The sequence below is a fragment of the Shouchella hunanensis genome (genome assembly GCF_028735875.1).
Lineage (GTDB): Bacteria > Bacillota > Bacilli > Bacillales > Bacillaceae_D > Shouchella > Shouchella hunanensis.
Genome location: NZ_CP117834.1, coordinates 1224112 through 1239000, shown reverse-complemented (window position 1 = coordinate 1239000; position 14889 = coordinate 1224112). Strand labels below are relative to the sequence as shown.

At 41.0% G+C, this 14889-nt stretch carries 14 protein-coding genes; 12 read left to right on the top strand and 2 right to left on the bottom strand.

All coding sequences use genetic code 11. The features are described from left to right. The first annotated feature begins 27 nt into the window (after nt 1-27). From PQ477_RS06420 to PQ477_RS06410, 3 genes are all read left to right on the top strand, one after another. Nucleotides 28-462: a YwiB family protein gene (locus PQ477_RS06420; protein WP_035394252.1), complete on the top strand. Its 435-nt coding sequence runs from the start codon at nt 28-30 to the stop codon at nt 460-462. A gap of 70 nt (nt 463-532) precedes the next feature. Further along, the gene (gene argS / locus PQ477_RS06415; protein WP_274273201.1) at nt 533-2203 is read left to right on the top strand and encodes an arginine--tRNA ligase; all 1671 of its coding nucleotides are present in this window, start codon (nt 533-535) and stop codon (nt 2201-2203) included. A gap of 2 nt (nt 2204-2205) precedes the next feature. Then, complete coding sequence (locus PQ477_RS06410; protein WP_274273200.1) at nt 2206-2688, top strand: DUF456 domain-containing protein; 483 nt, start codon at nt 2206-2208, stop codon at nt 2686-2688. 63 nt (nt 2689-2751) lie between these two features. On the opposite strand, the gene cls is transcribed toward PQ477_RS06410, so the two are convergent. Beyond that, nucleotides 2752-3945 carry a cardiolipin synthase gene (cls, locus tag PQ477_RS06405; protein ID WP_035394256.1) on the bottom strand — a complete coding sequence of 398 codons (1194 nt, stop codon included), beginning with the start codon at nt 3943-3945 and terminating at the stop codon, nt 2752-2754. A 142-nt stretch (nt 3946-4087) separates the two neighbouring features. Between cls and PQ477_RS06400 the strand changes: the two genes are divergently transcribed. From PQ477_RS06400 to pyrG, 7 genes are all read left to right on the top strand, one after another. Further along, nucleotides 4088-6178 carry a (Fe-S)-binding protein gene (locus tag PQ477_RS06400; RefSeq protein WP_274273199.1) on the top strand — a complete coding sequence of 697 codons (2091 nt, stop codon included), beginning with the start codon at nt 4088-4090 and terminating at the stop codon, nt 6176-6178. A gap of 73 nt (nt 6179-6251) precedes the next feature. After that, nucleotides 6252-7439, top strand: a complete 1188-nt coding sequence (locus PQ477_RS06395) for an acetyl-CoA C-acetyltransferase (protein ID WP_274273198.1) — start codon at nt 6252-6254, stop codon at nt 7437-7439. After that, nucleotides 7439-8290, top strand: coding sequence for a 3-hydroxybutyryl-CoA dehydrogenase (locus PQ477_RS06390; protein WP_274273197.1), 852 nt, complete (start codon nt 7439-7441; stop codon nt 8288-8290). The genes PQ477_RS06395 and PQ477_RS06390 overlap by 1 nt, the downstream gene beginning before the upstream one ends. After that, nucleotides 8283-9425 (top strand): acyl-CoA dehydrogenase, encoded by a 1143-nt coding sequence (locus tag PQ477_RS06385; protein ID WP_035394258.1) that lies wholly within the window; start codon nt 8283-8285, stop codon nt 9423-9425. Before PQ477_RS06390 ends, PQ477_RS06385 begins: the two co-directional genes overlap by 8 nt. Before the next feature lie 91 nt (nt 9426-9516). Beyond that, entirely contained in the window at nt 9517-10122 is a 606-nt protein-coding gene (locus PQ477_RS06380) for a TetR/AcrR family transcriptional regulator (RefSeq protein ID WP_035394334.1), read from the top strand. Nucleotides 10123-10262: 140 nt separating this feature from the next. Next, nucleotides 10263-10781 carry a DNA-directed RNA polymerase subunit delta gene (gene rpoE, locus PQ477_RS06375; protein ID WP_035394261.1) on the top strand — a complete coding sequence of 173 codons (519 nt, stop codon included), beginning with the start codon at nt 10263-10265 and terminating at the stop codon, nt 10779-10781. 187 nt (nt 10782-10968) lie between these two features. Beyond that, on the top strand, nt 10969-12579 hold the full coding sequence (gene pyrG / locus PQ477_RS06370; RefSeq protein ID WP_060704442.1) for a CTP synthase: 1611 nt from the start codon (nt 10969-10971) through the stop codon (nt 12577-12579). 186 nt (nt 12580-12765) lie between these two features. Here the strand turns inward: pyrG and PQ477_RS06365 are convergent, their stop codons facing one another. Continuing rightward, nucleotides 12766-13278, bottom strand: coding sequence for a DUF2529 family protein (locus PQ477_RS06365; RefSeq protein ID WP_035394263.1), 513 nt, complete (start codon nt 13276-13278; stop codon nt 12766-12768). Between the two features lie 132 nt (nt 13279-13410). Here PQ477_RS06365 and PQ477_RS06360 point away from each other — a divergent pair, with 132 nt between their 5' ends. After that, on the top strand, nt 13411-13767 hold the full coding sequence (locus tag PQ477_RS06360) for a response regulator (protein WP_060704444.1): 357 nt from the start codon (nt 13411-13413) through the stop codon (nt 13765-13767). A 229-nt stretch (nt 13768-13996) separates the two neighbouring features. Then, nucleotides 13997-14860 (top strand): class II fructose-1,6-bisphosphate aldolase, encoded by an 864-nt coding sequence (gene fba / locus PQ477_RS06355; protein ID WP_144560249.1) that lies wholly within the window; start codon nt 13997-13999, stop codon nt 14858-14860. The last annotated feature ends 29 nt before the right edge of the window (nt 14861-14889 follow it).

Sequence of the window (14889 nt, the reverse complement as noted above, 5' to 3'; positions counted from 1 at the left end):
TGAATAATAGAATGGAATGAACAAATCATGAAGAGGAAAGTCCAGATCTCTTTTCAAACCATGACATATTTAGAAGGTCAGCCACCTGATTCCTTCTCTTTTGTAACGGAAGGCGATTATTATATAAAAAACAACGCCTCTTATTTGCGTTTTAAAGAAGCCCATACTCATGGACAAGATGTGTATTCAACAATGAAATGGGATGGTGAAGAACTGATGCTGATTCGCCAAGGTGGGATTATTATGCGTCAGAGTTTTGCACCGAAACAAGAAACGTTTGGACGTTATGTCACACCCGAAGCTTCATGGGAAACAAAAGCGATTACTGAAACCCTTATTGTGCAACTTCCTAAAGCAAATAAAAACAAAGGGAAGATCTATGTGCGCTACCATTTCTTCTTACAAGGGCAAGCAACAGGCGAGCATGAGATTCGGTTGAACATTGAGCGCAAAGAAGAATAAATGACAGGTCAAAAGAGCAAGGGATTGTTCCCTTGCCTTTTCTATGAGTGTAAAGGAAAGGAAGTCTAACATGAATCCATTAGATCAAATGAAACAGTCACTACAAACAGAAATTAAGCATGCCATTATAAAGGCCGGGCTAGCAACGGAAGAAGAGGTACCGGAAGTATTTTTGGAAGTACCAAAAGAGAAAGCCCATGGTGACTATGCTACAAATATTGCGATGCAACTGGCTCGTATTGCGAAAAAAGCACCACGTCAAATTGCAGAAAGCTTTACTGCGCAAATAAATAAAGAAAAAGCTAAAATTGAAAAAATGGAAATTGCTGGACCAGGCTTCGTAAATTTCTTTTTAGACAATAGTTATTTACGAGACATTATTCCAACGGTGCTTGCTGCAGGTGAGCGTTATGGTGAGAGTGATGCTGGTGAACAAGAGAAAGTATTAATCGAGTTTGTCTCTGCTAATCCAACAGGTGATTTGCATTTAGGACATGCCCGTGGCGCAGCGGTTGGAGATTCTTTAGCAAACATTATGGCAAAAGCCGGTTACAATGTCTCACGCGAATACTATATTAATGATGCTGGAAACCAAATTGATAATCTAGCTTTGTCGTTGCAAGCTCGCTATATGCAGGCGCTCGGGCATGATTTTCCTATGCCGGAAGATGGGTATCAAGGTGCCGACATTATTGATATTGCCGCACAGTTAAAGGCGGAAGTTGGCGATGAGTATGCTACATTAGAAGAACAGGAAAGACTAGAAATTTTGCGACACTACGGACTAAACAAAGAGCTAGAGAAAATTAAAAAAGACTTAAGCGTGTATCGGGTGTCGTTTGACCACTGGTTTTCAGAAACATCCCTTTACGAGTCTGGTCAAGTAGAAAGAGGACTTGACGTATTGAAAGAAAAAGGAAAAACCTACGAGCAAGACGGGGCGACATGGTTACGCTCAACTGAGTATGGTGATGATAAAGACCGTGTTCTTGTAAAAAATGACGGCAGCTATACGTATTTAACGCCAGATATTTCGTATCATCTCGATAAGTATGATCGTGGACATGATCGTTTAATTGACATTCTAGGAGCCGATCACCACGGCTACATCCCACGAATGCGAGCAGCCATTCAAGCATTAGGCTATGATGCCTCCCGTTTTGATGTTGAGATTATTCAAATGGTTAGCTTGTACCAAGGCGGCGAAAAAGTGAAAATGAGTAAGCGTACTGGAAAAGCCGTTACACTAAGGGATTTAATGGACGAAGTGGGAATTGATGCGACGCGTTACTTCTTTGCAATGAGAAGTGCTGATACGCATATGGACTTCGATATGGACCTTGCTGTTTCAAAATCAAATGAAAACCCGGTTTATTATATTCAATATGCTCACGCTCGAATCTCTTCTATCCTTCGCCAAGGGGAAGAAGCAGGTATGACCGATTACAATCAAGCTGATTTAACACTGCTTAATGGTGAGAAGGAATACGAGTTATTAAAAGTAATTGGTGACTTCCCAATTGCTGTTGCTGATGCAGCGAAGAAGCAAAACCCACAACGAATGGCCAATTATACGTACGATCTTGCACAAACACTGCACAGTTTTTATAACGGCAATCGTGTTGTTGATGGGGACAATGAAGCTCTTTCTTATGCACGATTGGCACTCATGAAAGCAACACAACTAACGATCAAGAACGCACTGGCTCTATTAGGCGTTCATGCACCTGAGAAGATGTAACAATGGAAATCCTTTGGTGGCTTCTGATTGTCGTCTTTTTCGTTGCAAGCTACATCGGACTGATTGTACCCATTATTCCATCTGTCCTCGTACTATGGGGTGGTTTCCTTATTTACCTTTTTGGGTTGTCAGGTAGCCTAAGCACATGGTTTTGGGTCGGTATGGCTGTGATGACGATCTTTTTATTAGTTGTTGATTTTCTAGCAAATGTTATCTTTGTAAAACGTACAGGAGGATCTAAATGGGGCGAACGAATGGCGTTAGTCGGTGTAATCATTGGTGCGTTTATCTATCCACCGTTTGGTTTAATTCTCGTTCCCTTTGTGCTCGTCTTGGCAGTGGAATTGTTACAGCAAAAAACGTTTAATGAAGCTATTAAAATTGCATTTGCTTCCTTTCTCGCGTTTTTAAGCGGATCGTTTGCTAAAGCCGTTGTACAAACGGTGATGATCATTTGGTTCTTTATTGAAGTATGGTTAAATTAAGACAGAAACAAAAGCGCTATGACGACGAATTCAGTTGTGAGAACGTCTGACTCTAGCGCTTTGCTACAAGAAATTGATAAGAGGCTTTGTAGCTTTTTCTTTTAAGCGATCCAGTTTGGGTCGCTTTTTTAACGATTCCTCTGTTATGGTAATGGATCGTTCGAGGTCACGCTGAAAAAGTATTTCGACATCGTTTATGAATGCTTCATTATTCGTGACACAGCTCATCTCATTATTCAAATGTAAGCTACGTTGATCAAAGTTAGCAGTACCAATAAGACAAGTAGCATGGTCAACAATGAGTACCTTCACGTGATAGAAGCCACGGTAGTAATGATGGACAATAGCCCCGGCTTGGATGATGGTAATGATAAATGGCGTTGCAGCATGTTTCACAAAAGGATGATCGGCTTTTTCAGGTAGTAGGATGGTTACTTGTACGCCTCGCTGACAAGCTTCGACCAACGCTTTTTGAAGTGCCTTTGTTGGAATAAAATAAGGCGTTCCAATGGATATAGATTGTGTTGCTGAATGAATAAGGTCTAAGTACTGTTTTTCGAGTCCCACTCCTTGAGTACTGAAAAACTGTATGTGTTGAGAGCCTTCTTCTAATTGGGGAAAGAGTCTAGACTGATTAGGGATTGCTTCTACTTTTTCAAAGTCACTCATAAACTGTGATTGAATCGCATGCACACCTGTACCGGTTAATCGAATGTGAAAATCTCTCCAATGGCCAAAAAATGGATTACGACCTAAATATTCATCCCCGACATTGAAACCTCCTATGTAGCCAATACGGCCATCAATACAGGAAAGTTTTCTATGATTTCTTCGGTTCATTGAAAAAAAGATCCATGGCGTTTGTATTCTAGAAGAAGTTTGAAAATGTACGCCTGCTTGCTTTAATGCTTTCTTATCTGATTTCGAAAGTTTACATCCAAATTGATCGATTAGTAAGCGCACCGTTATGCCTTGTTCAGCTTTATCACAAAGTGCCTGTATCACGCGTTTACCAATGCCATCGCTTCTAAAAATATAGAACTGAATATGGATATGGTCTTTTGCTTTTGCAATGTCAGCTAGTAAACAGGCGAATAGCGCTTCACCATCGGAAAGTAACGATGCTGTGCTTGGATAAGAAGAGGTAATGTTACCCGATTCATGCTTACGTAAATGGGTTAGTCCGAACTGATAATCAAACCGAAGCCAGAAGAAAATGGCACAACCAATGGTGATGATCATGAGCAATAGTAACATAGGGAATGCTCCTTTCTGCTTCTTTATCGTTACCGAAGAGAAGGTAAACCATCCAAAAATAGAGAAAAAAGTTTTGTTGACTGAATGCTCATTCATTAAAGTTGTGATATACTACGCTTAACGAAACTTGAGGAGGTATATAATGGGAGTTAGCACAGCTCTACTCACGGTGAATTGGGTTTTATTTCTTCTTGTAACCGGTTACGCGGTGTATCTTTTTGCAAATCTCATCTGGACGAGAATGACATTTATTAAATTGGGCAAAAAAGCAGAATTTGAACATACGCTAAACGAACGTATGCAAGCCATCTGGAAAAATGTATTTGGCCATAAGAAGTTAATGAAAGACAAAAAAAGCGGCATTATTCATCTCATGTTTTTTTATGGTTTCTTAATGGTTCAACTAGGTGCAATGGACTTAATATGGAAAGGGTTAAACCCTGGTAGTCATTTACCCTTAGGCCCTGTTTATCCGTTCTTTGTCTTATTCCAAGAACTCGTCGTTGCGATGATTCTAATTGCCGTCGTATGGGCCTTTTATAGACGCTATGTTGAAAAAATAGTACGTCTCAAGCGGAATTGGAAAGCTGGGTTAGTGCTTATTTTTATCGGTGGATTAATGGTTTCAAAGACGATTGCAAAAGGAATGGAAATGATATGGCTCGGAAAGGAATTAACGTTTTTTGAACCTCTGGCCTCCTCTGTGGCGTTTGTAACGAGCTGGATCCCTGTTACGGTTGCAGGTGGACTATTCTTTGTTTTTTGGTGGATGCACCTTCTCTTTTTATTAAGCTTTCTAGTCTATGTCCCTCAGTCAAAACATGCGCACTTAATTGCTGGTCCTGCGAATGTCTTTCTAGGTCGGACACATAAAGTCGGAAGACTAGCAAAAGTGAATTTTGAAGATGAGGATGCGGAAAGCTTTGGAGTTGGTAAAATTGAAGACTTCAATCAAAAGCAGCTACTTGATTTGTATGCATGTGTTGAATGTGGTCGATGTACCAATATGTGTCCAGCAACGGGAACAGGAAAAATGCTGTCGCCAATGGATTTATTATTAAGAATGCGCGATCATTTAACCGAAAAAGGTGCCGCGATTACGTCACGTTCGCCTTGGATGCCTTCCTACGCATTTTCAAATACAGCAGCCAATTCCTTAGCGGCGAAAGGCCATGAAGAAGCAGCTGCTAGTTATGATGTCAGTTTGATTGGAGATGTCATTACAGAAGATGAAATTTGGGCATGTACAACATGTCGTAACTGTGAAGATCAATGTCCTGTGATGAACGAACATGTGGATAAAATTATTGACTTGCGCCGTTACCTTGTTTTAACAGAAGGAAAAATGGATCCCGATGCCCAACGTGCGATGCAAAACATTGAGCGACAGGGGAATCCATGGGGAATCAGCCGAAAGGAACGTGAAAATTGGCGAGATGGGCGTGAAGATATTTATGTACCAACAGTAAAAGAATTAAGTAAAAAAGGGGAAGAGTTTGAATACCTATTCTTTGCGGGCTCAATGGGTGCTTACGATAACCGGAGTCAAAAAGTCGCACAATCATTCGCGAAGTTGCTTAACCTTGCTGGTGTTTCATTTGCGATTATTGGGAATAAAGAAAAGAATTCCGGTGATACGCCAAGACGACTAGGAAATGAGTTTTTGTTCCAAGAACTTGCAAGCGCTAACATCGAGTTATTTCAGAAGCATAATGTGAAGAAAATTGTTACAATTGACCCGCACGCATACAACACATTGAAAAATGAATACCCAGAATTTGGGTTGGAAGATGTCGAAGTTTATCACCACACAGAACTTCTTGCAACATTATTGCAGGAAGGAAGGCTGACGCCGACGAAAGAAGTAAATGAAACGATTGTGTTCCATGATTCTTGTTATTTAGGTCGATATAACGATGTGTATGATCCGCCGAGAGAAATTTTGAAGCATATTCCGGGTGTGAATGTTGTAGAGATGGAGCGTAATCGTGAAAATGGTATGTGCTGTGGAGCTGGTGGTGGCATGATGTGGATGGAGGAAGACAAAGGCCAACGAGTAAACGTTGCCCGGGCTGAGCAAGCCCTTGCAGTTGCTCCATCTGTGATTGGTAGTGCATGTCCGTACTGCTTAACCATGCTCAGCGATGGCACGAAGGCATTGGAAAAAGAAGATGATGTACAGACAATGGATGTTGCTGAAATTTTAGAGAAGTCTCTAGAAGAACCAGCATAATAAGATTCGCGTAAAGCGAATCTTATCTGCTTAATAAAATGACCGAGCGTTCGCTCGATAAGGAGAGTGTCTTATGAAATCGGTAATCATTGATGGTGCACGAACACCAATTGGAAAAATGGGTGGAGCATTGGCTTCATTCAAAGCAACCGATTTAGGTGGATTTGCTTTAAAAGAGGCATTAAACCGAAGTCAGCTAGACCCGGAAGCTGTTGATGAAGTCATTATGGGCAATGCCCTCCAAGCAGGAGTAGGACAATTACCTTCCAGACAGGCAATGCATGCAGCGGGAATTCCTTGGGAAGTGAAAACAGAGACAATTAATAAAGTGTGTGCTTCCGGTATGCGTGCAGTAACAATGGCAGATCTATCGATTCGTTCTGGAGAAGCTGAAGTGGTTCTAGCAGGAGGTATGGAATCCATGTCTAATGCGCCTTACTATATGCCGAAAGCGCGCTTTGGAGCAAGGATGGGCGATACCACGCTTATTGATGGAATGGTTTATGATGGATTAACATGTTCATTTACAAATGTCCATATGGGGGTTTATGGGAATAGTACTGCTGAAGATCTAAACCTGTCACGAGAAGAACAAGATCGCTGGGCTGCACGAAGCCAAGAATTAGCTAACAAAGCAATTGAAAGCGGTATCACAAAAGAGGAAATCGTTTCTGTTGAAGTGAAAGGGCGTAAAGGCGAGAAGACAATCATTGAACAAGACGAAAGCCCACGTAAAGGTACAACAGTGGAAAGCCTTAACGAATTAAAACCAGTATTTGGACGTGACGGTACGATTACGGCTGGAAATGCACCAGGTGTCAATGATGGTGCGTGCGCCATGCTCATTATGAGTGATGAACGTGCTAAAAAAGAAGGGAAGTCTCCACTTGCAACGATTGTTAGTCATGAACGTATTGCTGTGGAACCAAAGGATTTTCCGAAAACACCGGGTCTGGTCATTAACAAACTTCTTGATAAAGCGTCTGTGTCCTTAAGTGATATTAAGCGATTTGAAATTAATGAAGCGTTTGCCGCTGTTGCCCTGGCAAGTAATCAACTAGCCGAGTTAGACGAAACAAAAGTAAATGTTAATGGTGGAGCGGTTGCTTACGGTCATCCAATTGGGGCTAGTGGTGCCAGAATCATTCTTACATTGGCGTATGAATTAAAGCGAATTGGTGGCGGATATGGCATTGCTTCTATATGTAGCGGCGGTGGCCAAGGGGATGCCGTGCTATTGTACGTAGAGGAGACTGCTTAATGAAAACAAAAACAATAATGGTAATCGGTGCCGGGCAAATGGGGTCTGGCATTGCGGAAGTATTTGCAGCAAAAGGGTACGTCGTTTTGCTGCATGATCAAAAGCAAGAGCTTTCGCAAGCAGGTGTGGACGGTATGGAAAAAAGGCTGCAACGACTAGTTGATAAAGGGTACATGGAGCAGACAGATGTCACGTCAACTCTTGCTCAGATTACGCCAATTTCGGATATGCGCCAAGCTGCAGCGGCTGATCTTATTATTGAAGCGGCTACAGAAAACGTTGACATTAAGAAGCTTATCTTTAAGGAGTTGGATCGCTATGCCAAAGAGGGCGCGATTCTGGCTACCAATACATCTTCCTTACCAATTACGGACTTAGCAAGTGTAACCAATCGGCCAGAAGCCGTTATTGGCATGCACTTTATGAACCCTGTACCGAGGATGAAATTAATTGAAATTATCCGTGGCTTAGCTACAAGCGAGGAAGTCTTTCAAACGATCGAAACGCTCTCTTATCAGCTTGATAAAGTGCCTGTTTGTTCAGAGGATTTTCCTGGTTTTGTCTCAAATCGCATTTTAATGCCAATGATTAACGAGGCGGTTTTTACTCTTTATGAAGGTGTTGCCACAGCTGAAGATATTGATACCGTCATGAAGCTTGGTATGAACCACCCGATGGGCCCATTAACGCTGGCTGATTTTATCGGATTAGATACGTGTTTATCCATTATGAACGTGCTGCATGAAGGATTTGGTGATGATAAGTACCGCCCGTGTCCGTTACTAAAAAAATACGTGCAAGCAGGTTGGCTTGGAAAAAAAGCAGGCAGGGGGTTCTTCCAATATGAGTAGTGTTTTCTTTAATGAAGAGCAAGTAATGATGAAAAAAATGGTGCAAGAGTTTGCACGAGAACAAATTGCGCCTAAAGTCGAAAAGATGGAAGAGGAAGACTGGTTCCCGCGTGATATTCTCAAACAAATGGGTGAGCTAGGTTTAATGGGGGTTCCTGTACCCGAGAAATATGGTGGCGCAGGAATGGACTTTGTTTCCTATATCATTGCCGTTCATGAAATTTCGAAAGTAAGCGCAAGTATTGGCTTAATTATGAGTGTGCACACTTCAGTGGGAACCATTCCAATTGTTTTATATGGCACAGAAGCGCAAAAGAAAAAGTACGTCCCAAAACTTGCAGCAGGGGAATGGATTGGTGCGTTTTGTTTAACTGAGCCAAATGCAGGCAGTGATGCAAAGGCGTTACAAACAAGAGCAGTCAAAGACGGCGATGACTATGTGCTAGATGGCTCGAAAGTCTTTATTACAAATGGTGGGGAGGCAGGGACCTACCTTATTTTTGCCGTGACTGATCCAACAGCGGGTTCAAAAGGAATATCGTGTTTTATTGTAGAAGACGGTACACCAGGACTCATTATTGGCAAAAAAGAAAAGAAGCTTGGTCTGTACGGTTCGTCCACAACGGAAATTATCTTAGAACAATGTCGGATTTCAAAGGACCAACGTTTAGGAGAAGAAGGCGAAGGGTTGAAAATTGCCCTTGCTAACTTGAATTCAGGGCGCATTGGGATCGCAGCGCAATCTCTAGGAATTGCAGAAGCTGCTCTTGAAGCGGCGACAAATTATGCAAATGAACGAAAACAATTTGGAAAGAAATTAAATCAGCATCAAGGGCTTGCGTTTAAATTAGCAGATATGGCAACAGATACAGAGGCAGCCAAACAATTAACGTATTCTGCTGCGTTTCTTAAAGACAAGAATATTCCTTGTGCAAAAGAAGCGAGTATGGCTAAGTTATTTGCCTCTCGAGCCGCAATGGATGTTGCCACGAAAGCCATTCAAGTTTATGGTGGGTATGGTTATATGAAAGAATACCCTGTAGAGCGTTATTTCCGAGATGCCAAGGTTTGCGAGATTTACGAAGGGACGAGTGAAATCCAGCAAATGGTTATATCGAGACAACTTTCCTCGTAAAGACGATTTGCGCTTATTCCCTCCGTGTTAAAATGGTAGAATCGTATTGACAGGAGTGGGTGTAGTGGCTGGGAAAAAAGTAATTCCTTCAATGGTGAAAGATGAAAAACTAATAAAAAAACGTCGTCAGCAAATGATTAAAGGTGCTGTAAGTCTTTTTATAGAAAAAGGATTTCATCGAACGACAACAAGGGAAATTGCAAAAGAATCAGGTTTCAGTATAGGCACGCTTTATGAATACATTGGGACGAAAGAAGATGTGCTCTATCTTGTCTGTGACTCCATTTACGATGAAGTAATGGAGAGTGTGAAGCGGCTGCTTGATGAGAGCGGTACCCCGTTAGATCGCTTAAAAATTGCGATTCGCGCGTATTTAGCGGTTGTCGATGAAAAGCAAGACGAAGTGCTTGTTATGTATCAAGAAACAAAGTCTCTTCCAAAGGAAACGTTGCCATATGTTTTAAAGAAAGAATTAGAGATGGTAACACTAATGGAATCCTTTATTCGGGCTTGTGTGCAAAATGGAGATATGCAAATAAGTGAGAAGCAGCAGCATTTACTGGCTCATAATATTCTCGTTTTAGGACAGATGTGGACGTTTAGGCGTTGGTCCATGCAAAAGCAGTTGGATATCGACGAATACAGTGATTTACAAATTAAACAGTTACTTTCTTCGTATGTTTTGTTAGACTCGTAGTAATTGGTTGCTGCGAGTTTTTCATTATGGCTAGAAATAAACGTAAATCTTGTTTATAATGGAACGTATGATTTTAGCAGTAAATGGCTTACACTAATAGATGGTACGATTTATGAAGATGATGGAGGGTGTGCCCGATTATGGTTGATTTGCAATCTTTGAATCAAGAACAGCTCGATGAAATGTCCATGGTAGAAGCAGCGTTTGCAATTATGGTGGATCAGAAAAAGGCGTTTAATTTCTATGATTTACTAGAGGAAGTAGCGAAATTAAAAGGTCTGTCGAGATCAGAAGCAGAGGCTAGAATTTCTTTCTTATATACTGATTTAAATATCGATGGGCGTTTTCTAACGCTTGGTGATAACCAATGGGGTCTGAAAGCATGGTACCCACACGAGCAGTCTGAAGAAGAGATTACGCATTCTGTTAAACCGAAGCGTCGTAAAACAGACGATGATGAAGAGGACTTTGATGCGATTGATGAGCTTGAAGAGGACGAATTTGAAGACTTGGAAGATGAGCTCGACGAATTGGCTGACGAGGAAGACCATGACGAAGAAGAAGACGATGACGATGATTTCACGGATAAAGATGAAGATGAAGACTTAGGTGATTTTGACGATGACGAGGAAGCTTCAAGCGAAGAAGAGGAAGATTAAAAAGTCTGCTTGACTTCTACGTGATAACTAGGTAAAATCATTTTTGGGCTTATCATGAGCTTATATAATGGAAATAATAAACAAAAGTGCGCCCCATAGTATGCCTATGGCGACGTGTCACTTTTGTTTTTTTTTTGATAGACATGTTCGAGCAAGATCCCCTTAAAAGCTAAAAGGAGGAAGTAGGATGTCAGCGAAATATATATTTGTTACAGGTGGCGTAGTTTCTTCATTAGGAAAAGGAATTACAGCTGCTTCATTAGGGAGACTACTAAAAAATCGTGGGTTAAAGGTGACCATTCAAAAGTTTGATCCATATATAAATGTCGATCCGGGAACAATGAGTCCTTATCAGCACGGGGAAGTGTTTGTTACCGACGATGGTGCTGAAACTGACTTAGATTTAGGGCATTATGAGCGTTTTATTGATATTAACCTTAGTCAAAATTCAAACGTTACAACAGGTAGAGTTTACTCAACTGTATTAAAGAAAGAGCGTCGTGGTGATTACCTTGGCGGTACGGTTCAAGTTATTCCGCACGTAACAAACGAGATTAAAGAGCGTGTTCTCCGTGCAGGTAGAGAAACGGGCGCAGACGTCGTGATTACGGAAATAGGTGGTACAGTAGGTGATATCGAGAGCTTACCGTTCTTAGAAGCAATCCGCCAAATTAAGAGTGATGTTGGGATGGAGAATGTCCTTTATTTACATTGTACGCTTATTCCATATTTAAAAGCTGCTGGAGAAATGAAGTCAAAACCGACTCAGCACTCTGTTAAAGAATTGCGTTCATTAGGAATTCAACCAAACGTCATCGTAGTACGGACCGAGCGTCCAGTTCCACAAGAAATGAAAGATAAAATTGCGTTATTCTGTGACATTCGTAAAGAAGCTGTGATTGAGGCAGGGGACGCAGATACGCTTTATCAAGTTCCACTCGATCTGCAAGCGCAAAAGCTCGATCAGATTGTCTGTGACCACTTGCACTTACAATGTCCAGAAGCAAATATGGATGAGTGGAGTGCACTTGTTAACCGTGTAAGCAACTTAAGTAAGAAAGTTCGTATTGCGTTAGTGGGTAAGTATGTGGAATTACAAGATGCGTATCTTTCTGTAGCAGAAGCGTTACGTCACGCTGGTTATAATGTCGATGCTGATATTGAAATTGACTGGGTGTATTCAGAGCAAGTGAATGACGCGAATGTGGCCGAGCGATTAAAGGATGCAGACGGCATTCTTGTACCAGGCGGATTTGGCGATCGTGGTGTTGAAGGAAAAATTGCTGCTACTCGTTATGCTCGAGAACATAAAATACCGTTCCTTGGGATTTGCTTAGGCATGCAGCTCGCGTCTGTTGAATTTGCTCGCACAGTACTTGGAATGGACGGAGCACATTCTGCTGAATTAAATCCAACTACACCTTATCCTGTCATTGATTTACTGCCAGAGCAAAAGGATGTTGAAGATTTAGGAGGAACCCTTCGTTTAGGTCTCTATCCTTGTAAATTAAAAGAAGGTTCTCTTGCCCGTTTAGCTTATGGTGAAGAAGTCGTTTATGAGCGTCATCGTCATCGTTATGAGTTTAACAATGAATATCGTCAACAAATGGAAGAGGCTGGATTTATTTTCTCCGGTACAAGCCCAGATGGACGTTTAGTGGAGATTATTGAAGTTGCGGATCATCCATATTTTATTGCAAGTCAATTCCATCCAGAGTTTGTGTCACGTCCAACGCGTCCACAACCGTTATTTAGAGAATTCGTAGCAAAATCATTAGAGGTAAAAGAACAACAATAAAAGTAGTCAAGAGGCTGGGTCAAAAGGTGATGTTTCATTCCTTATAGGCTCAGCCTCTTTTTAATCGGAAAGTTCCGTCCGCAGCTAAGGTGAAGCTTTAACCCAGTTCAGTCTATGGTGTCAGTGGTTAAAGGAGAACAATACGTTGGAAGAGTGAAAAAAAGACTAAAGGAAATTGTTCCACCTTTAGTCTTTCAGTTCATTTACAATATCAAGCGTGTTTAAATAGAGCTGATTATACATAAAGAGTGTGGCAATCAATCCAGGGTGTCCAACACGTTCTCCTTGCTCGTTAGGAGTCAGCCCTTTTGTAAGGCCAAGCTCTATTAAGCTATCAGCATCGACCTCGCTACCACCATAAGCCCCAGTGACAATCAATACGACAGGTACGCTTTCTTCGTTACAAACCTTTAAAAGTTCTTTTGTTTCAGAGTCGCTTGCATCAGGTGAAAAGAGAAGGAAGCGGTCGGTAGAAGAAAAGGATTGCTTGCTGTAAATCACTCCATTTGGTAATGATTCAAAGCTTGCTGTCGTTGCATATTCTAGTGCTTTAAGTTCTGCTATCCCCTTGACATAGATGGTGCCATTTGCCATGATCGATTGTGATAAGAGTCTAGCGGCATTTTCGAGTTCATCTGGTTGAGTATCATTTATCTTTTTTAATAAACCAATAAGTTGAGTTGTGTAAATCTTATCCATATCTGTACCTCTCTCACGAATTACTTGTTATTATTCTAGTTTCCTGATAGATAAAATGCAAATTAATAAAGGAAACCCACGAAACAACACGAATAAGTTTACAATGGAGAGGATGACTAGGAGGAGTGTACGATGGTGCATAATGTTATGATTGTAGATGATCAATTTGGAATACGAGTATTATTAACGGAAATCTTGCAAAAAGATGGCTATCAAATGTACCAAGCAGCTAACGGGAAAGAAGCGCTTGATATACAAGAACTTGAAGAAATTGACATTGTTCTGTTAGACATGAAGATTCCTGGTATGGACGGTGTAGAAATTCTCAAAAAGATGAAAGAACGCCAACCAAGTATTAAAGTTGTCATGATGACAGCTTACGGTGAGTTAAAGATGGTGAATGAAGCATTGGAAAACGGAGCAATTAGTTATATGGCCAAGCCGTTTGACATTGAAGATGTAAGGCAAGTAATTCGTCATAATCTCTAAAAGTGTCAAAGTTTGAAAATGGATCCGTTTACATTTAATTTCTAACTCTTTCCTAGGTCAAATCGAAAAAAGATATGCTATAATAGATTCGATTAAAGATTCGTGTGCCTAGGTAGAATAGTTATTTTATATTTATTTCTTTACATAACTTTCGAATATAAGGTTATTTTAACAATAAATGAAGATGGACTTATTCCACCTATGGTAAGAGAAATGAAGGAGGACAATCATGCCTTTAGTATCGATGAAAGACATGTTGAACAAAGCGAAAGCAGAAAGCTACGCGGTTGGTCAATTTAATTTAAACAACTTAGAGTTTACTCAAGCAATCCTACAAGCTGCAGAAGAAGAGAAATCACCAGTTATTCTTGGTGTTTCCGAAGGTGCGGCTCGTTACATGGGTGGATTTAAAACAATCGTTGGATTAGTAGAAAACCTAATGGAAGAGTACAATGTAACTGTTCCAGTAGCGATTCACTTAGATCACGGTTCAAGCTTTGAGAAATGTGTAGAAGCCATTCATGCTGGATTTACATCTGTTATGATTGACGGCTCTCACTACCCATTAGAAGAAAATATCGCGTTAACGAAAAAGGTTGTTGAAGTTGCACACGCGCTTGGTGTTTCTGTTGAAGCAGAACTAGGTCGTATTGGTGGACAAGAAGACGACTTAATTGTGGATGATGCGGAAGCGGCATACGCTATTCCTGAAGAGTGTAAAGAGCTAGTCGAAGCAACCAACGTTGATTGCTTTGCTCCTGCACTTGGTTCTGTACATGGACCGTATAAAGGTGAACCAAACCTTGGTTTCGATCATATGAAAACGATCGATTCACTTGTTGGTATTCCACTTGTCCTTCATGGCGGAACTGGAATTCCGACAAAGGATATTCAAAAAGCGATTGAATTTGGCCATGCCAAAATCAATGTAAATACAGAAAGTCAAATTTCATCAGCTAAAGCTGTTCGTGAAACATTGGCAGCTCAACCTGAGCAATATGACCCACGTAAATATTTAGGACCAGCTCGTGACGCGATTAAAGCAACTGTCGCTGGAAAAATGAGAGAATTTGGTTCTTCAAATAAAGCGTAAGGCGAGACGAAACTTAATAAAAGCAGTCC

What these genes read in the sequence shown, in the direction of transcription:
- PQ477_RS06380 (WP_035394334.1), top strand. Translation starts at nt 9,517, where the DNA reads ATGGTGAAAGATGAAAAACTAATAAAAAAACGTCGTCAGCAAATGATT.
- pyrG (WP_060704442.1), top strand. Translation starts at nt 10,969, where the DNA reads ATGTCAGCGAAATATATATTTGTTACAGGTGGCGTAGTTTCTTCATTA.
- PQ477_RS06395 (WP_274273198.1), top strand. Translation starts at nt 6,252, where the DNA reads ATGAAATCGGTAATCATTGATGGTGCACGAACACCAATTGGAAAAATG.
- argS (WP_274273201.1), top strand. Translation starts at nt 533, where the DNA reads ATGAATCCATTAGATCAAATGAAACAGTCACTACAAACAGAAATTAAG.
- PQ477_RS06365 (WP_035394263.1), bottom strand. Translation starts at nt 13,278, where the DNA reads ATGGATAAGATTTACACAACTCAACTTATTGGTTTATTAAAAAAGATA.
- cls (WP_035394256.1), bottom strand. Translation starts at nt 3,945, where the DNA reads ATGTTACTATTGCTCATGATCATCACCATTGGTTGTGCCATTTTCTTC.
- PQ477_RS06410 (WP_274273200.1), top strand. Translation starts at nt 2,206, where the DNA reads ATGGAAATCCTTTGGTGGCTTCTGATTGTCGTCTTTTTCGTTGCAAGC.
- rpoE (WP_035394261.1), top strand. Translation starts at nt 10,263, where the DNA reads ATGGTTGATTTGCAATCTTTGAATCAAGAACAGCTCGATGAAATGTCC.
- fba (WP_144560249.1), top strand. Translation starts at nt 13,997, where the DNA reads ATGCCTTTAGTATCGATGAAAGACATGTTGAACAAAGCGAAAGCAGAA.
- PQ477_RS06390 (WP_274273197.1), top strand. Translation starts at nt 7,439, where the DNA reads ATGAAAACAAAAACAATAATGGTAATCGGTGCCGGGCAAATGGGGTCT.
- PQ477_RS06360 (WP_060704444.1), top strand. Translation starts at nt 13,411, where the DNA reads ATGGTGCATAATGTTATGATTGTAGATGATCAATTTGGAATACGAGTA.
- PQ477_RS06400 (WP_274273199.1), top strand. Translation starts at nt 4,088, where the DNA reads ATGGGAGTTAGCACAGCTCTACTCACGGTGAATTGGGTTTTATTTCTT.
- PQ477_RS06385 (WP_035394258.1), top strand. Translation starts at nt 8,283, where the DNA reads ATGAGTAGTGTTTTCTTTAATGAAGAGCAAGTAATGATGAAAAAAATG.
- PQ477_RS06420 (WP_035394252.1), top strand. Translation starts at nt 28, where the DNA reads ATGAAGAGGAAAGTCCAGATCTCTTTTCAAACCATGACATATTTAGAA.